Annotated in this window: 13 protein-coding genes; 10 read left to right on the top strand and 3 right to left on the bottom strand. The window is 61.5% G+C overall.

What is annotated here, in order from left to right; all coding sequences use genetic code 11:
* Window positions 1–162 precede the first annotated feature (162 nt).
* Entirely contained in the window at window positions 163–1,158 is a 996-nt protein-coding gene (locus AC1DQ3_RS08505; RefSeq protein ID WP_477119735.1) for a Bug family tripartite tricarboxylate transporter substrate binding protein, read from the top strand.
* A gap of 301 nt (window positions 1,159–1,459) precedes the next feature.
* Here AC1DQ3_RS08505 and AC1DQ3_RS08500 read toward each other — a convergent pair whose 3' ends face one another.
* Entirely contained in the window at window positions 1,460–2,020 is a 561-nt protein-coding gene (locus AC1DQ3_RS08500) for an RBBP9/YdeN family alpha/beta hydrolase (RefSeq protein WP_477119734.1), read from the bottom strand.
* A 9-nt stretch (window positions 2,021–2,029) separates the two neighbouring features.
* Window positions 2,030–2,881 (bottom strand): TauD/TfdA dioxygenase family protein, encoded by an 852-nt coding sequence (locus AC1DQ3_RS08495; protein WP_477119806.1) that lies wholly within the window; start codon window positions 2,879–2,881, stop codon window positions 2,030–2,032.
* Between the two features lie 198 nt (window positions 2,882–3,079).
* On the opposite strand from AC1DQ3_RS08495, the gene AC1DQ3_RS08490 reads away from it, so the two are divergent.
* From AC1DQ3_RS08490 to AC1DQ3_RS08460, 7 genes are all read left to right on the top strand, one after another.
* Entirely contained in the window at window positions 3,080–4,123 is a 1,044-nt protein-coding gene (locus AC1DQ3_RS08490) for an AraC family transcriptional regulator (RefSeq protein WP_477119733.1), read from the top strand.
* A gap of 547 nt (window positions 4,124–4,670) precedes the next feature.
* The gene (locus AC1DQ3_RS08485) at window positions 4,671–4,868 is read left to right on the top strand and encodes a hypothetical protein (protein WP_477119732.1); all 198 of its coding nucleotides are present in this window, start codon (window positions 4,671–4,673) and stop codon (window positions 4,866–4,868) included.
* Between the two features lie 101 nt (window positions 4,869–4,969).
* Window positions 4,970–5,812 carry a GntR family transcriptional regulator gene (locus AC1DQ3_RS08480; RefSeq protein WP_477119731.1) on the top strand — a complete coding sequence of 281 codons (843 nt, stop codon included), beginning with the start codon at window positions 4,970–4,972 and terminating at the stop codon, window positions 5,810–5,812.
* Window positions 5,813–5,896: 84 nt separating this feature from the next.
* Window positions 5,897–7,963: an amidohydrolase gene (locus AC1DQ3_RS08475; RefSeq protein ID WP_477119730.1), complete on the top strand. Its 2,067-nt coding sequence runs from the start codon at window positions 5,897–5,899 to the stop codon at window positions 7,961–7,963.
* 766 nt (window positions 7,964–8,729) lie between these two features.
* Window positions 8,730–9,965 carry an ABC transporter substrate-binding protein gene (locus tag AC1DQ3_RS08470; RefSeq protein WP_477119805.1) on the top strand — a complete coding sequence of 412 codons (1,236 nt, stop codon included), beginning with the start codon at window positions 8,730–8,732 and terminating at the stop codon, window positions 9,963–9,965.
* Window positions 9,962–12,907, top strand: coding sequence for a bifunctional diguanylate cyclase/phosphodiesterase (locus tag AC1DQ3_RS08465; protein ID WP_477119729.1), 2,946 nt, complete (start codon window positions 9,962–9,964; stop codon window positions 12,905–12,907). The genes AC1DQ3_RS08470 and AC1DQ3_RS08465 overlap by 4 nt, the downstream gene beginning before the upstream one ends.
* Window positions 12,908–13,147: 240 nt before the next feature.
* Window positions 13,148–13,879: a sulfite exporter TauE/SafE family protein gene (locus AC1DQ3_RS08460; protein ID WP_477119728.1), complete on the top strand. Its 732-nt coding sequence runs from the start codon at window positions 13,148–13,150 to the stop codon at window positions 13,877–13,879.
* Between the two features lie 37 nt (window positions 13,880–13,916).
* Here the strand turns inward: AC1DQ3_RS08460 and AC1DQ3_RS08455 are convergent, their stop codons facing one another.
* Window positions 13,917–14,912 (bottom strand): LysR family transcriptional regulator, encoded by a 996-nt coding sequence (locus AC1DQ3_RS08455; protein ID WP_477119727.1) that lies wholly within the window; start codon window positions 14,910–14,912, stop codon window positions 13,917–13,919.
* A gap of 278 nt (window positions 14,913–15,190) precedes the next feature.
* On the opposite strand from AC1DQ3_RS08455, the gene AC1DQ3_RS08450 reads away from it, so the two are divergent.
* Both AC1DQ3_RS08450 and AC1DQ3_RS08445 read left to right on the top strand, forming a co-directional pair.
* Window positions 15,191–16,168, top strand: coding sequence for a Bug family tripartite tricarboxylate transporter substrate binding protein (locus AC1DQ3_RS08450; RefSeq protein WP_477119726.1), 978 nt, complete (start codon window positions 15,191–15,193; stop codon window positions 16,166–16,168).
* A 25-nt stretch (window positions 16,169–16,193) separates the two neighbouring features.
* Window positions 16,194–17,702 carry a M81 family metallopeptidase gene (locus AC1DQ3_RS08445; protein WP_477119725.1) on the top strand — a complete coding sequence of 503 codons (1,509 nt, stop codon included), beginning with the start codon at window positions 16,194–16,196 and terminating at the stop codon, window positions 17,700–17,702.
* Window positions 17,703–17,726: the final 24 nt, after the last annotated feature.

Below are 17,726 nucleotides of genomic sequence, written 5' to 3'. Positions count from 1 at the left end.
TGGCAACAACTTGTCGCGATCGGTCAAGCCGGTTGACCCGGTGTGATCCCAGAATAAACAAAGAAGATCGCCGGCCTGCAGGTTAAGTGCAGCATAGATATCATTTGCATTGGCGACCAGTCTTTCTAAACACGCAAAGCGCAGCAATCAAAAGGTATAGACATGAAGAAGCAGACCAATAACTTCTGGTGGCGCGGTTACGCCTTGGCGATCGGTGTTGGTGTCGCCGGTGGGATGCCCGTGGCTCAGGCCCAGGAGGCCTGGCCCAGCAAGCCGATCCGTCTGGTGGTGGCGGGGCCTGCCGGCGGCAGTGCCGACGCATTGGCGCGGCTGCTGGCGCAAGGCCTGCAGCAAAAATTGGGCAAGCCGGTCATCGTGGAAAACAAGCCCGGTGCCGCCGGCGCGCTGGCGATCAGCGATTTGCAGTCCACCGGCAAGGATGGACATACCCTCCTGGTCATCCAGGGCGGCGTCGTGAGCGAAGCGCCGTTGGCCTACAAGGTCCACTACAAACCCTTTACGGACCTGAAGCCCCTGGCCCAGATCAGTCGCACGGGGTTGGTGCTGGTTGCCAACAAGGATGTGCCCGTCTCCAATCTGAAGCAGTTGGTGGACTACGGCAAAGCGCAAAAGGATGGACTCGTTTTCGCTTCTTACGCCGCGGGATTGAAGGGCCACACCTCGGGCATACTGCTCGGGCAACTCACGCATGTGCCAATGCGGCATGTGGGCTACAAAGGCTCGCCCCCGGCATTGAACGACCTGATGGGCGGCCATGTGCCCCTGATGTTCGATGGGGTGACTACCTCGTTGCCGCTGATCAAAGCGGGAAAGATCAAAGCGATTGCGGTGAACTATCCGACGCGGATCGCCGGATTGCCGGATGTGCCTACTTTCAAGGAGCTCGGTTACCCGCAGCTGGCGCAAGCAGGCTGGTTCGCCGTGTGGTCGCGCCCGGATGTTGCTCCGGCAATCCAGCAAAAAGTCCGCGAGGCGACGCTGGCGTATTTCAAGCAACCGGAAGTGCAGAACCACGTCAAGGACATTGGCATGGAGCAGGGGGCTGCCGCCACCTCGGAAGAGATGATGGCGGACCTGAAGCAGGCATACCAGCAACAGGCCGCGCTGCTGAAGTCCATTAACTACCAGCCAGATTGAGCGTATACGGCATCGTTGACCTGGCGATTTCCTCTTTCCTCTTTCCTCTTATCGGGGGGAGGGGGCTGGTTCTCGCCCCCTGCTGACTTCTGGCAGGGATCAGGCCAGCCGCCTTGCACTGGATGCATGGGCAGGGGTCGCCATGGTTTTCATGCTTTTTGCGTGACGCGGCCAGGCATACGGATCGTGATCGTTGAGCTTGGCCGGTCGTCCTTAGTGGGTACTGTCGGGCACTGTCGTTTTCAAATCCCGCAGGCCCGGTCCCTTTTTTCCCGGCCGGTGGCACTCGGCCACGGTTCGGTCAGGAGAGTTCGCGAATGAACGCTTCGGCCTGCGGCCACTCGCCATAGCCTGAAGCCGGATTCAGATGCCCGACCTCGCCGAGTTCGACGAAGCGGCTGCCCCATGCCTGCGCCAGGTCACGGGCGCGATCGAGACGCGTCAGAGGATCGTTGCTGCTTGCCGCAAGGATGCTCGGAAATGGCAATGTGCCGCGAGGGATCGGCAGCCAGCCGTGGTCGCCCAGTGTGTCGGTCGTCGGGTAGCCTGCCGGCATGGGCGTCTCGAGGTCCGCGGGCGCTGCCAGCAGTGCGCCGAGGATCTCGCGTGTGGCGCCTCGGGCCGCCCAATGGGCGACCATCATCGCGCCTGCGCTGTGCGCCACGATGATCACGGGCCCCTCGATGGTGGCCAGAGCGCGATCGATGGCGTCGATGCGGGCAGCGCAACTCAGCTTGTCTTGCTCAAGCGGGGCGACGCTGACTACGCGAGGCAGTTTCGCCGCCAGCAGGGTCTGCCAGTGTTCCGGCACATGGTCACGCAGGCCAGGGACGATGAGAACGGTCGGAGTCGTAGCGGTCATATCGATCTTTCAGTAAGGCGCGTCACCGATGATGGCGGTGCGTTCCATCTTTCGGTGGCACGGGGGGTAATCCATCACTGCGTAGTGCTGGGTTGAGCGGTTGTCCCAGAACGCAACACTGTTCTTCTTCCAGCGAAAACGCACCTGGTATTCGGGGATGGTGGCCTGGCTGACCAGGTAGCTAAGCAAATTGGCAGCACCCGGCGCCTTGTCTATCCCGTAGCGGACGTTGGCCGGCACATTGTAATTTGTGAAGTGCGTCGTAAAACTTCCGTTGACGAATAGCACTTTCTCCCCGGTTTCGGGATGAATGCGCACAACCGGATGCTCGGCGTCCGGGTATTGCGCCTTCAGTGCAAGACGCTTTTCGATCGGCATCGCGGCGCCAAAGCTCGCCTCGATGCTGTGGCGCGCGCGCAATGAAGCGATCTTTATCTTGATATCCTCGGGCAACTGGTTGTAGGCCTCGACCATGTTGACCCACATCGTGTCGCCACCCACCGGCGGGCATTCGATACAGCGCAGCACGCAGCCTAACGGAGGCTCTTCGCGCCAGGTGGCATCGGTATGCCAGGAATTCTCGTTGCGTTCGGGCGGGCTGTCCGGGGTCTTGTAGATCTGAACCAGTCCGGGGTAATCAGGATGGCTGCCCACCACCGGATGGTCCTCCAGCTGGCCAAAGCGGCGCGCAAAGGCCACGTGCTGTGCGCGGGTGATGTCCTGGTCGCGGAAGAACAGCACGCGATGCTTCAAGAGCAGGGCCCGGATTTCCGCCATCAGCTGGTCGTCTTCGGCAGCCGCCCCCAGGTTGACATTGCTGAGCTCTGCACCGATCGTGCAGGTGACTGGCTCGACCCGGATCGCGTTGCCCAGAGAGGTTGCGCGGACCACTTCGGGGGCCGCATTGAGGCTTTGATTCATGAACGTTTGTCTCCCATTGCCGATTGGTGCCGATTGGCCGTTCGATCCTAGCGAGTTTGGGTGTAGCGGGTATCTCCCGCTTGACAATACATGACAAGCATTTATCATTCTATGTCAATCTTCTAGCCAGTTCCCCCGATGTCGTCACTTGTCCGCGCCGCGGCCCTCACGAACTACAGCGAGGTCGCTCGTGCCGCCGGACTGGATCCGGTGCGGATGCTCTTTGACGCAGGGCTAAGTCCGAGCGTGCTGCGCGAGCCGGACCTCATGATTCCAGTCGAGCGTGTCGGACGCCTGCTCCAGGCGTCGGCAACCATGTCAGGTAACGAGAGTTTCGGGCTGTGCATGGCCGAGTCGCGCCTGTTGTCCAATCTTGGTGCGGTAGGATTGCTGATCCGCGACCAGGCGACGCTGCGCGACTCGCTTGGCATGCTGATGCGCTACCAGGCGATGCTCAACGGAGCGCTGTCGCTGGCCGTCGAGGAATGCGGCGGACTGGTCATTATTCGCGAAGCGGTGATGGCCGGCAATGCACATCAGCCAACGCGCCAAAGGGTTGAACTGGCGCTGGGGGTAATGGTGCGCTTGATACGCCAGCTCCTCAAGCCCGACTGGGAGCCGCGGCGCGTTTGCTTCGAGCACCCGGCGCCGCGCGACCTGAGTACGCACCAACGGTTTTTTGGCGCTCACGTCGAGTTCAACTATGACTTCAACTGCATCATCTGCGCGAAGGCCGATCTCGACGCACGCAACCCGTCGGCGGATCCGGCCATGGTGCGCTACGCGCAGCAGTTGATAGACGCATCTGCCATGTCGCAGCAGGCGACAATGCTTGAGGACGTGCGGCGCACGATCCTGCTGCTGTTGCCCAGTGGGCGCTGCAGCATCGAGCAGGTGGCCGAGCACCTGGGCGTGGTGTGCCGCACGGTCCAGCGCCGGCTGGCGGAACAGGGGCACAGCTTCTCGTCGATCATTAACGACATCCGCACGGAACTCGCGATGCGTCATGTCCTCGAGAGCGATCGTCCGTTGACCGAGGTGGCGACCCTGCTCGGCTTTTCCGCGCCAAGCGGATTCTCGCGCTGGTATCACGCGCAATTCGGTTGCAGCCCCAGGGAGAGCCGAGCCACACGCGGCACCGCGCGCCGACAGACGGCACCTCCGCGGGCGCTGTCGAGTTGAGTCACTGGCCGCGATATCGGCAGGCGGCGTCGGGATCTGGAAGGCAGCGGATGGGTTTTGGATGAGGCCGGTGAAAAGAGGCCACGCATCGAACCCCGCGGCTTGACCTGCGCGCGCTCGGGGATCCCGGCCTCGGCGGCCGGATAGCGACGCGCAGCGATTTAACGCGACCGCCTCGGCAACATGACAATGCCGTCGGCTCGCCTCATCGGGTTGAGGTCGCCCCACGCCCTTCATCTGCTGTCCTCTCCATACTTGTGCATCGACGCATCGAGCCAGAAGCCAATGATTGAAGTGTCGCACTTAAATTTATTGGTGTCGACAATAATATGCCTGGTGTACAATCTGGACGCAAGCTTACAGGCCATATCTGCCGGGTGCGGCCGATGCAAGCCGGCCGGCGGAGCGCGAGCCTGAGCTGTATTTCCCGCTCTTCAGGTCCGCGCCCCGACTCCGACCGACCTGGCCGAGACGAATGAGGGCTCGGTGCTGGTCGGCATGCCAACGATCTTGCTGTGCTCACTCGCGAGATCATACGGAGCAACGCATGCGAAGATCCGACAAGTCTGCCGAAGTGGGAATGCTCTCGAAGGCTTTCGGTGCATTGCGACAGCTTGGCAACTTTCTCAGCTACGCCGGGACGGCGATTCTTCTCTCGGATTTCATCGCCTGGGATGCAGACGGGACTATCGTCCGACACTATCTGCAAGCAGGGGACCCGACCAAGGACGAGGATCGACACTAGTCACTTCGTGGCATCATGGGCGGTGCTGAGAAAAGTGCTACAAATTGAAAATGGATTGCCAATGCTAGCCGCGGCCAGGCAGTCCACCGAGATTCGACACCATGAGCAGAAACAAGACGCAAAACCTTCCAGACCTCTCCGCGCTTCTCGCGCCCAAGAACCAGCTCATGCTGGCGGTTGAACAGGCGGTGCTGCGTGGGCAGGACTGGGAGCGTGCCTCGGCGCCGATTGCCGACCAGATCGCCGCCCGGCTGGCGGGGGTGATTACGCTTGGCCTGGTTCAGTCTGGCCAGCGTTTGCTGGAAAAGGATATCAGCGAAGTGCTGCACGTCAGTCGTGCTCCCGTGAGAGAGGCGATGCGCATCCTGGAGCGCGACCGGCTGGTTGAGTTTCAGGCCCGGCGCGGAGCCATCGTCACCAATCCTGACGAAACGGAAATTCGCGACATCTTCAAGGTGCGCAACGTGCTCTATGTCACGCTGCTGGAGCAAGTGGTGCGAGAAAATCCTGACGAACTCGAGCAGGTGTTCAACGAACACATGCCCAGACTTGTCAAAGCTGCCGGCGAATCGGCAGATGCGTTTTCCGTTGAGAACTTTCTGCTGAATTTCGCGCTTGTCGACCTGTGCGGCAACAAGCTGCTTGTTGACATGCTGCAGTCCATTTCGCTGCGGACTTTGCGTTATGTACGGCTGGGACGGGTTGCTGCGCCCCAGACCATTGCCGGATCGCTGAAGACCTGGCGGGGAATGCACGCTGCCATCGTCAAGCGCGATGACGACTTGATCCTCTCCATCGCCAGAATGCGAATGGACGACGCGAGAGATGCCGCGATCCGCGCGGTTGCAATGGAATCCCTGGCCAAATCGACGCCTGGCGCTACCAAAGTGCCAACTTCGCGCCAAGACGCCAGGAAAACGGGCAAGCAACGGATGACCGCCTGAGACGAACTCTCTCGTTCGTCGCAGATTCTTGCTGCTTCCCCCGCGAGAATCGTTGCTGGAGCCCGATCAAGAAGGGCTGGCGCCATGGATTCCGGGGAACTGGCCCTATGCAAGTTCTCGCCCGGACGCTATGTTCAGGCGCGTGATTCGCGCGACGCCTTGCGACATCACCTGGATCTTGAGGCCCTTCCCTGCGGCAGCGCAGGTTGGCGGGGCACTTGCCCTCGAGCACATGTTCAGCGGAACCGATCGCCAAGCACTGGCCACCGATGGGCCCGGCCGGACCAGGGTATTGCCTGCAACGAAAACGAAACATGGTGGAGACCCCAAGACATGCAAGCCAGAGCAATCAGAACCGTACGATCCATCCCAAGTGCCATGGCTCTTGTGCTTGGCACGGCCAGCCTTTTCTGCACGTCACTTTGCAACGCAGCGCAGGCACCCGATGCCATTTACATCCATGGCGCCGTGCTCACCGTCGATAAGCAAAACCGGACGGCAGAGGCAGTCGCGGTCAAGGACGGTCGGATCCAGGCAGTCGGCCGCACCAGCGAGATCAAGGCGCTTGCCGGGGCAGATACGCAGGTGGTCGAGCTCGACGGGAAAACCGTGATTCCCGGTTTTGTCGACGCGCACAGCCATTTTCTCTCCACCGGCTCGGGCGAAGCCTTTTCAGTGGCACTGCAAAGCGCGCCGGCCGGCACCGTCAAGAGCATTGACGAGATGGTCGCGCGCCTGAAGCACAAGGCCGAAAGCACGCCCGCTGGCGAATGGGTGACAGGCTACGGCTATGACGACACCTTGGTTACGGAAAAGCGGCATCCGACGAGATTCGATCTCGACAAGGCATCCACCGATCACCCGATCTTTATCCGCCACGTATCGGGCCACTTCGCCGTCGCAAACAGCAAGGCATTGCAGATCGCGCAGATCACCAGGGACACCCCGTCCCCCCAGGGTGGGGAATTCCGGCATGACCCTGCCACTGGAGAACCAAACGGTGTGCTGGAAGAAACCGCGCTGTATCCGGTCGCCGGCAAGATTCCGCCCCTGACCCCCGAGCAGAATCTCGATGCGATTCGCAAGGCCACCGAGATCTATGCGGCCAAGGGCGTCACCACCGCGCAGGACGGCGCATTCAGCAATCCCAAGATACTCGGGGTGATTCAGGACGCTGCCGCGCGGCGGCAACTTTCGATCCGTCTGGTCATCTGGCCGACGCTCCCGGTCGCCAGGGCGCTGATCGCGGGCAAGGCCGAGTTCCACTCGCTGGACCCAGATCTGGTCAGGATCGGCGCAACCAAGATGTTCGACGATGGCTCGATCCAGGGCTACACCGGGTATCTGAGCGAGCCCTACCACATCCACGCGCCGGGCAAGAAGGAGGATTACCGCGGCTATCCGACCATGCCGCGCGAGCAGCTCGCCGCCCTGGTGCTGGAGCAGCACAAGGCGGGCCGGCAGATTGCCATCCACGGCAACGGCGATGCGGCCATCGACGACATCCTCTTCGCGTTCGAGCAGGCCCAGAAGGCCTTTCCGCGCAATGATGCGCGCCACGTGATCGTGCATGCGCAGACCGCGCGGGAAGACCAGCTGGACCGGATGAAGGCGCTCGGCATCATCCCCTCCTTCTTCGTCCTCCATACCTACTACTGGGGCGACCGGCACCGCGACATCTTCCTCGGGCCAGAGCGCGCCGCGCGGATCAGCCCGGCCGAATCGGCCGTCAAACGCGGTCTGCGCTTCACGATCCACACCGACACGCCTGTCGTGCCGATGGACCCGCTGCGTCTGATGTGGTCAGCGGTCAACCGCGTTTCCAGCAGCGGCAAGGTAATTGGTGAAGCGCAACGCATCAGCCCGACGCAGGCGCTGCGAGCCGTGACCATCGATCCGGCATGGCAGTCGTTCGAGGAGAAGAGCCGTGGCTCGATCGAACCGGGCAAGCTCGCGGATCTCGTTATCCTGTCCGACAGCCCGCTACGCAAGCCGGAGCAGATCAAGGACATCCAGGTGCTGGAGACCATTGTCGGAGGCAAGACGATTTACCGCCGGCAGTACCGACGCGTACGCCGGACAGCCGCGGCCCCTCGCCGGGGCGCTGCCGGCGGGTTTGTCGCAGCAGGCGTCCGGCAGAATTGCCCGTAGCCGGCCACCAGTTTTTGTCGTAGACGTCGCGCGGACAGCACGGGTCAGAGCAGTGAGTTCCAACAGGCGCAGGCGGATGAGCAGCCCACCGAAAGGTTGGGTCTTTCGTGCTGCGACGCAGCAAGGCCTGGCGTGCGAGAGCCGGAGGCGGCCTTGCTGCTACGTGACCGGGTTGTTGAAGTGCTTCAGGGCGGGACCAGGTATCGCAATCGTCCATGTGCCGAATTCGCCGCAGGCGCAGCGCCTGGCCGCTCGATGCGTACGGCACGCCATTGCAAAGGATAGATTTTGCCGTCCGCTTCGCTGAAAGAGACGGCGGGAACACCGGTCAGCGGCGGCCATTCGGCTATGATGCTGACGCCGGCGATGCCGGCAGCCACTCGTCATGGCGAGGAACCTAGGGTTTACCCCGGTAAAGTATTTGCGCTCATTGTCGATATGCAGTGTAGGCACCGCCCCCTCAATTCGCCCGATGTGCTGTCATGGCCAAACATACGCATCCCAGCCGTCGTATGCGTTTCCCGATGCGGGTTGGCTGCGCATTCATGCTTCTCGATGCCGTTGCAAGCTATCGCGGCCCTGACGCCACCGTGGCTTGCCTTCGGTGCTTTCGCGATGCAAGTTCCAGCGGTCCGCTTTCCGGCACATCAAAAGTACCTGATGAAGCACTGCTAATTCATCCTGAAACCGCAAAGTGAACCAGCAAGCGCGACGCATTGGGCTTGCCCGCCTGCTCACTGGCCTGGTCAGCCTCTTTTTATTGCTCCTGTGCGGTTGTCAACAGCGAGACAACGCTTCGTCGGGTGCGGCCGTGCCGGCCAGGACCTCTATTACCGCGTTGATATGGGCGCCAGACTGGCCGGAGGAGATGCTCCAGATTGCTGCTGAATTCAGCAAACTCAATCCGGACGTCCACGTGAATGTGCAGTTCATGATCGGCAATTCGGTCGAAGAGAATATCAAGCCCCGGATCGCCTCTGGCAACCTGCCGGATCTGGTGAGTGTCAACCCGAACGCCTATGCGGCCGAATTGGCCGATCAGGGCATCCTGACGGACGTGAGCGCGACATCGGCATGGAACAACATGCTCGGCCCGCTCAAGGGGGACTGGACCAGTCGCCAGTCCAAGCGTTTTGGCATATCCGGCGGCGTGGCGACAACGCTGATCTATTACAACAAGGAACTGTTCGCCAAGGCCGGGATCAGGGAACTGCCAACCAATTTCCAGGAGTTCCTGCTGGTTTGCGAGCAGCTCAAGCTTGCGGGCTTTACACCCATCATGTGGAACGGTGGCTTCCCGAACATGCTCGGCAACGGCCCCTTCAGCTTCGGCTTTGCCAACAATGTGGTGGCGCGCGAGCCGGCCTGGAAGCAGAAGATCGCCGATGGCACGCTGGATCTGAACACGCCTCAGGTAGCGGATATTTTTTCCTGGATGGCGCTGATACCGCGACGTGGTTACGTACAAGACGCGTACATGGCGACGGATTACGATGAAGGCATCCGACTGTTCAAGCAAGGCAAGACCGCGATGGCTTTTCACGGCAGTTGGGCGGCCGGCCATTTGCTGCACGGCAACCCTTTCGAGGTCGGCGTGTTCATTCCGCCCTGGAACGCGCCCGGCAAGCGGGTGGTGCCTGTGATCGGCAGCGAAACCGGGTTTGCGGTGTGCGAGACGCCCAACAAGGCCGCAGCCATGCGTTTTCTCGAATTCATTGCCGGGAAGGGGTTCTCCATTCTCCAAAGAAAACGCCAGAACATCCCCCCATTCAAGCAAGCCGCGGGATCGCTCGTGAGCGATCGGAGGATGGTCGACTACACAGACATGGTCAGCCGCTATCCGGTGACCGCCAGCCCATACTATTCGGTTCTACCCTCCAACTCGATCGAGCAGCTCCATCGTTTGATGCAGGAAGTGCTGAGCAGGAAGATCACGCCCAAACAGGCAGCCAAACTCCTCGACGCATCTGTCAAGAATGAAGCAAAGATGCATTACAAATGAGCTCGATCATATGTTCGCTGCGAAGCGCCTTCGCCTATCTCTCGCTGAACCTGCTGCGCCGTGTCGAGATTCGTTACCGGCTGATGACCGCGTTCATCCTGCTGTCGCTGATACCGATACTGATTTCGGGCTACATATCGTATGTGGAGTCGACCGCCGCGATCAAGCAGAAGGCGGAGATATTCTCCAAGGAGATGGTCAAGCAGGTAGCCAAGAACATCGCGCTGCGGATGGAGCAGGTCGAGACGGAGAGCAGCCTTCTTGTACTGTCTGATCACGTTCAAGGCGCGCTGACAAACGTTGTCAATGGCAGCGCAAAGGAGCAGAACGAGGCGCGCCAGGATATGACCCGGCTGCTCCTGCAGCACTACGGATCGGTTGACTTCATCAACCAGAAGTATCTGCTCGACAAGAACAACCGAATCATGGACACCCAGGCGTTCGCGCAACTGACTCAGGGTGTGATGCGTCTGGTCAGGCAGGCCCCCGATCGGAATGGCCGGCCTTACTGGGGCAGCTACGACAACGGTGTCGGGCAGCAAAACCTCGGCATGGTGCGTGCCATCATCGGCAAGAGCAACAATCGGCGGATCGGCAATCTGGTCCTGGTCATTCGCCCCGAACAATTCTCGACAATCTTCAATGACGTCGCCCTGGGGAGCGAAACGGAAATCTACGTGCTCGATGCCAGCAGCAACAAGCTGGTTGTCCGCACCGACGGCATCTCCACGAACACCGACGGGACGGCCGAGCCTGACCTGATCAAGAAGATCGCGAACAACGATCTAAACGGGGAGCCGAGCGGTTTTGTCGACTTCGAGGGCAAGCGCAAGGGGCGCTACCTGGCCGCGTACACGGGCATTCCCGGCACGACATGGATCGTGGTCAGCACAATCCCTGAAAAGAAGCTGACGGCGGAGGCACAGTCCGTGCGCAATCAGATCGTACTGGTTGGCATCTCGGGCTTCCTGCTTTCGATCTTCCTGGCCTACTTCATTTCCCACAGCATTTCGGCACCGCTCAACGATCTGGTGCGAAAGATGCACGACGCTGGCAACGATGCGGGCGGCGAGGCGCAGGCGCTTGCGCGCACCGATGCCGGCGGCAGGGATGAACTAGGCCGGCTCGCGCAGCGTTTTGAAAGGATGAGTGGGGCGATCAAGCAGAAGATCCAGAAGATCAACGAGATCAACGCCTCCCTTGAGCAGACCGTCGACGAGCGAACAGCGGAACTCGTCACCAGGGAGCAGGAGTCGCGAACGTTGATTGAGAACTCTCCGGACACGATTACCCGCTACGACCGGGACCTCCGCCGCACTTACGCCAATCCCGCCTTCTGTAACTCGTCAGGGTGCAGCCTCGCCGAGTCGCTCGGCAAGCGGCCCTCGGAAGTCCCTGGTGGCGCCAATGCGCTGATCTATGAGGAGAAGATAGGCGAAACCATTGCAAGCGGAAAAAGTGGGCAATTCGAGCTGAGATGGCTCAGCAGGGATGGACAGGAACATTGCACCCATATCCGCCTGACGCCAGAGATTGACCGGTCGGGCAAGGTGAACTCGGTGCTGGCCGTGGGCCGCGATCTATCGGACCGGATGGCATTCGAGGCGACAATCTGGAAACAGGCCAATTTCGATGCGCTGACCCATCTTCCGAATCGCCAGATGTTTCACAGCCGTCTCGAGCACGAAGCCAGCATCGCGCATCGCTCCCGGCAGCGCATGGCCTTGATGCTGATTGACCTGGATCGCTTCAAGGAGGTCAATGACTCCTTGGGACACGACACAGGAGACATCCTGCTGATCGAGGCGGCCAGGCGCATCATTTCGTGCGTGCGCGAGTCGGACATCGTCGCTCGCCTTGGCGGAGACGAGTTCACCGTCATTCTGCCCAACACGGACGATATCGAAAGCATTGAACGGATCGCAAAGGCCATCATCCACAAGCTGGCCGAGCCCTTCGAACTCGGCGCGGATGAGGCTTTCATTTCCGCCAGCGTCGGCGTCACACTTTACCCCGACGACACCAGTGAACTGGATGTCCTTTTCAAGAATGCCGACCAGGCCATGTATGCGGCCAAGAACGCTGGGCGCAACCGTTTCAGCTACTTCACGCCCGACTTGCGCGTAGCGGCGGAAAAGCGCCTGCGTCTCACCAGCGATCTGCGCGCTGCCCTGCCTGGCGAGCAGTTCCAGGTCTACTACCAGCCCATCGTTGACCTGGCGACCGGGGAAATCCGCAAAGCCGAGGCACTGATCCGCTGGTTGCACCCCGATCGCGGCACGATCAGTCCGCTGGATTTCATTCCCCTGGCCGAAGACACGGGACTCATCGTGCCAATCGGGGATTGGGTGTTCAAGCAGGCCGTGCAGCAGGCCCGTCAATGGCGCGGCCGATTCCATCCGTCTTTCCAGATCAGTGTCAACATGTCACCGATGCAGATTCGGCAAGACAGCCAGGTTTGCATGCAATGGTCCGAATATCTCATTCGGGAAGGGATGCCGGGGCAGAGCATGGTGGTTGAAATCACCGAGGGCCTGTTGCTGGACGCCGAATTGAACAAGAAGCTGTTGACCTTCCGCGATGCGGGAATCGGCATCTCGATCGACGACTTTGGCACCGGTTACTCGTCGCTGGCCTATCTCAAGCGCTTTGACATCGATTACCTCAAGATCGACCGTTCATTCGTACAGAACCTCGGCTCCGACGGCGACAATCAAGCGCTTTGCGAGGCAATGGTCATGCTGGCTCACAAGCTGGGATTGAAAGTGATCGCCGAGGGAGTGGAGACAACAGAGCAACGCGATTTTCTCATCGCCGTGGGTTGTGATTTTGCCCAGGGCTATTTGTATTCCGAGCCGGTTCCACCTGATCGGTTTGAACGGCTGGTATGGCCGAACTTCGAGGAAGCGTCTGGCAGCCAGGCCTGCGCCACGCTTCAGTGACGAAAGGGAGCCAGCCCGCCTGAACCTGCAGCATTTGGGCTTCACCCGGAGCGGCGGCGATTTTTGAAGCGTCCCCGGCTGGCACCATCGAAATGACGCCTCTGGCACTATACGTGCGCCAGGAATGCTGAGAACATTCTGGCCCTTCCCATGGAGGTATGTCGTCTTGCGTGTCCGGTAGCGATCGATTTTGCCTTCATATTTTCTTGTCTACCGCGACTACCGCGAATAAAGCGACTCATGAGTTTTGTCGATTCCCCTGCCGTACTGGGATGTCTTGCGTTGATCTGCATGGTGGCCGGCATGGCCAAAGGCATGACCGGATTTGGCGGTGCGCTCGTCATGGCACCTTTGTTCGGACTGCTGATCCCGGCACCTGAAGTCGGCGTCCTGATCGTGCTGATACATTTGGCGACATCGCTGCAGGGCGTGCGGAACTGGGCCGGCGCGGCGCGCTGGCGCACTGTGATTCCGCTCGCGTTGATCGCAACGGGTTGCGCCGCGGTGACGACGCGTTGGTTGGTGAACGAGAGCCCGGTCGATCTGCGTCGGATCGTAGCGGTCGCGGTCCTCCTGTCCACGTTGATGCACATCAGGGGCTGGCGCTGGCTTCACGATAGCGGGTGGCGCCCCACCTTTACCGCCGGCGCCATAAGCGGCGCGCTGACTGCATTAGGGGGCATCGGTGGTCCACCGGTCGTCTACTATCTCAATGGCATCGGGAAGGGCGCCACACTGCGCGCGAATCTCCTCGCTTATTTCGCGGTGCTGTATGTGGGCGTGGTGGCTTTGTTTGTGCTCGAGCGTCAGGTCCACACATCACAGCTCTATTCGACAGCGCTGCTTGTGCCTGTGTTCGCCTTTGGCGTCTTTGTCGGGGAGCGGCTATGCAAGCGGCTACCCGCGCGTGGGCTCGAGCACGTTGTGAGCGCTTTGCTACTGACTTCCGGGCTGGTCGCACTGCTGGTGTGAAGCCCTGTGTTGTCGTGGCGGGAGATCTCCCTTCACCTTACACCGGCTTCATCATTCCCACATTCGCCAGCCATGCTGACGAATCCGCTGGCATCGCCTCGGCGCGGCTCAGGATGGAGTCGCGAAAGACCCGTGCCGGGGCGCGCGGCGCCAGCGCGCCGTTCCACACCATGACCACCGGCTCGACCTGGCTTGCCAGCTTGAACGGCAGTACCCGGGCCACGTTTGCCGCCGCGAACTGGGCGGCAATGCGCTCGGGATACACGGCCAGGAAGTGCGCGGCCTGAAGCAGATTGACCGTCATGGTCACATCGCTGGTTCGGATGCCGCGCTCCGGTGGCGGTATGTTCAGCGCACGGAATGCGGTGTGCAAGTGGTGCAACATGCGCGCGCCATGCGCGGGGATGCACCATTGCTGGTCGACCAGGTCCTGCGCGGTGATGTGTCTCTGCCGCAGCAGCGGATGCGTCATGCTGGCGACGATGACCAGTTTCTGTGCCGGAATGATGGGCGCGTGGCGCAAGTCCTTGCGCTCCAGGCGTGGATCCTCGTAGGCAAACAACAGATCGAGTTCGCCTTCGTCGAGCTGGTTGACCAGATCCATGATCCCGCCCTCGATCACGCTGATATCCACACCTGGATTGCCTGCCTGGAATGCGCAGAGCAACTGCGCCAGCACAGGCTGGACCGAGGTGGTCCGGTAGGCGATGCTCATCCGCCCCCGCGCGCCCTCGCGCACGGCTTGCAAGGTCTCGGCCAGGCGGCTCAGTTGCGCCGTTACCAGGGCCGCGCCCTCGATCATCTCCCGGCCGATGTCGGTGGCGCGCATGCCGCGGCGTCCGCGCTCGAACAAGGGCATGCCGATGATGGCCTCCACTTCCGCCAAGGTCTTCGACACCGCCGCCGGGCTGATATGGAACCGTGCCGCGACTTCGGCGGCACTCTCCAGTTCGTCGAGCGCAAGGATGACGCGCAGATGCCGGAACTTGAGGCGGGCGAGGAGGGCATGAACGGGGTGGACGGCGGACGACATGAAGCGGATTCCTGGGGCAATCTACAGTGATTTGCGGCGACCTACAGTGATCTGTGTTGATTCATGGCGATTCATCACGATGGATAGCGTGCCACAGCATTAACCAAATGATCAACTACTGTCAATTTTAATTCGCTTTTGGTTGATATGGTGCTCCTTTATAGTGGTCTCCGGGCTGCCGCCACGAGCAGTCCCTTCCGGTACAGGCGAGCGCCATGCCGCGCCGCCGTCCCTGCGACACCGGGAAGCACAAAGACCCAAGGTCAGGAGATGACAACGTGAGGAAGTTCGGTGCGGTATTCAGGGCGGCCATCTTCGGCGCCAGTCTTTGCTCCGCAAGTTTTGCGGTCCATGCAGCCTGGCCGGAGCGGCCGTTACGGCTGGTCGTGCCATTCCCCGCGGGCGGATCCTACGACATCGTCGCGCGTATTCTTTCCCGGAAGCTGGAGAAGAGGCTTGGGCAACCCGTCGTGGTCGAGAACATCGCGGGTGGCGCCACTGTGCCCGGCGTCATGTCGGCCCTGAAGGACAAGGCGGAGGGCTATACCCTGCTGCTCGCCAGCGATGGCTCGCTCACCATCAACCCGCATGTCATCAAGGGCCTGCGCTACAACCCCGATGCCGACCTGACGCCCGTCACCATCCTGACCACGGTGCCACACTGGATCGTCACGCGCGCCGACCGCAAGGAAGGGAACCTGACCGATCTGAAGGCCTATATCCGGGGTAATCCCGGCAAGGTCTCGATCAGTATCAATACCGTGGGCGGCGCGGCTCACCTGGGGCTGGCGAGCTGGAAACAGAGGAACGGCCTGGACTTCACCATCGTCCCCTATCGCGGTTCGCCGCCGGCAATGGCCGATCTCATCGGCGGCCAGACCAACGCACACGTCGACGTGATCGGTTCTTCGGTGGCCTACGTCACCGACGGCAAGGTCAAGCCCCTGGCAACCCTGCAGGACCACACCGTCACGCAATACCCGAAGCTGGAGACGCAAAAGGCCGATAGCCAGGATGCACTGCTGGTGCGCGCCAATCTGGCGTTGGTGGTGAAGACAGGCACGTCCCAACCCATCATCGAGCGGCTGTACAACGAGGTGAAGAGCAGTGTGGAAGAGCCCGACTTCATCGCTCGCCTGCAGTCGCTGGCTTACGAGCCTGTGCTGACCCCGCCCGCGCAGACTCGCAAATTTCTCCAGGCCGAGTCCGCCCGCTATGGGGCGATCGCGAAGGCAGTCAACCTCGATGCCAACTGAAGTCAATCACGCCAAGGATAAGAAGATGCGCTTTGTCATTGCCCAGATGCGGCATGAAACCAATACGTTCTCGCCGATCGCGACGCCGCTGTCGTCATTCTGCCGGGGCACGGGCGTGGACGGGCCGACTTCCGGCGAGGCTGCGATCCGCGCCTGCGAAGGCACCAACAATGCCGCCGCGGCCTTTATCGACATGGTGCGCAGCCAGGGCGACGAGTTCGTCATGCCGCTGCTGGCCAGTGCCGTGCCCAGCGGCATCGTGACCGCACAGGCGTTCGAATTGATGTGCGCGTCCATCGTGACGGCGGTTCGCGAGGGATGCGACGCGGTCATGCTCGACCTGCACGGTGCGATGGTGGCGCAGGGCTATCCCGATGCCGAGGGCGAACTGCTCCGGCGCATCCGTGCGGTGGCACCGGACATGCCCATTGCGGTAGCGCTGGATTTTCACGCCAACTTCAGCGACGACCTGGTAGGCAATGCAACGGCCATCGCAGGCTACTGCACCTATCCCCACATTGACATCTACGAGACCGGCGCGCGCGCCGCGCGCACGCTGATGGCCGCCCTGCGGGGCGAGGCCCGGCCGGTCATCCTGTCGCGCACCTTGCCGATGCTCACGCATATGCTGCGGCAGACCCCGCAGGAGCAGCCCATGAAGGACATCATGGAGCGCGCCATGGCGGCGGAACGAGACGGCGAAGTACTGAATGCCTCGGTGTTCGGCGGATTTCCCCTCGCCGATATCCCCCACGTTGGCCTGACCGTGGTGATCGTGGCCGATGCCGGGCGCGAGCAGGCTGCCCGGCAGTTGCTGGACGAACTAACGTCGATGGCCTGGGCGCGCCGCGCTGACTTCGTGTTCCCGATCGAGCCGATGGCGGAGTCGGTGGCGCGCGCCAGGACGCTGGACGGCGGCCCCGTGGTGCTGGTGGACCATGGCGACAATTGCGGCGCCGGCGGCCCCACCGACCAGATGAGCGTGCTGGCCGAAGTGATGCGCCAGGGCCTGGATGATGTCGTGGCCGGCCCGTACTGGGACCCGGCCGCAGTGGCGCAGATGATCGAGGCAGGCGTCGGCCAGCAGATCACGGTCGCGGTGGGCGGCAGGACCGATATGCCCGCATTGGATCTCAAGGGCCAGCCCCTGACGCTGACCGGGCGGGTGAAGTGCATCACCGATGGCAACTACCAGGTGACCGGCCCGATGTTTACCGGCGTACGGCTCAGCCTTGGCCGGGTCGCGGTGCTGGATGTGGGCGGCGTGCTGGTGATGGTGTGCGAGAAGCCGCAGGAGCCGTTCGATACGGGTGTGTTCACGCATGCGGGCATCGACCTGACGCGCAAGAAGTACATCCTGATCAAGTCGCGCCAGCACTTCCGCGCCGGGTTCGGCCCGATAGCCCGGCATATCGTGCTGGTAGCCGGACCGGGGGTCTGCAGTTCGGACTACAGCCTGTTTCCATTCAAGAACCTCAGGCGGCCGATTTATCCGCTGGAGCTGGACACCACGCTGACGCCGGCCGCGGCGTAGGCCAACAAACAACTCAGGACTCAG

It is taken from the genome of Cupriavidus sp. 01T418, from assembly GCF_056398885.1.
This window is presented reverse-complemented; position numbering and strand designations above follow the sequence as displayed.

Coding starts and splice junctions, on each gene's coding strand:
- AC1DQ3_RS08475 (WP_477119730.1), top strand. CDS start 5,897: ATGGATTCCGGGGAACTGGCCCTATGCAAGTTCTCGCCCGGACGCTAT.
- AC1DQ3_RS08460 (WP_477119728.1), top strand. CDS start 13,148: ATGAGTTTTGTCGATTCCCCTGCCGTACTGGGATGTCTTGCGTTGATC.
- AC1DQ3_RS08480 (WP_477119731.1), top strand. CDS start 4,970: ATGAGCAGAAACAAGACGCAAAACCTTCCAGACCTCTCCGCGCTTCTC.
- AC1DQ3_RS08505 (WP_477119735.1), top strand. CDS start 163: ATGAAGAAGCAGACCAATAACTTCTGGTGGCGCGGTTACGCCTTGGCG.
- AC1DQ3_RS08455 (WP_477119727.1), bottom strand. CDS start 14,912: ATGTCGTCCGCCGTCCACCCCGTTCATGCCCTCCTCGCCCGCCTCAAG.
- AC1DQ3_RS08500 (WP_477119734.1), bottom strand. CDS start 2,020: ATGACCGCTACGACTCCGACCGTTCTCATCGTCCCTGGCCTGCGTGAC.
- AC1DQ3_RS08485 (WP_477119732.1), top strand. CDS start 4,671: ATGCGAAGATCCGACAAGTCTGCCGAAGTGGGAATGCTCTCGAAGGCT.
- AC1DQ3_RS08445 (WP_477119725.1), top strand. CDS start 16,194: ATGCGCTTTGTCATTGCCCAGATGCGGCATGAAACCAATACGTTCTCG.
- AC1DQ3_RS08465 (WP_477119729.1), top strand. CDS start 9,962: ATGAGCTCGATCATATGTTCGCTGCGAAGCGCCTTCGCCTATCTCTCG.
- AC1DQ3_RS08490 (WP_477119733.1), top strand. CDS start 3,080: ATGTCGTCACTTGTCCGCGCCGCGGCCCTCACGAACTACAGCGAGGTC.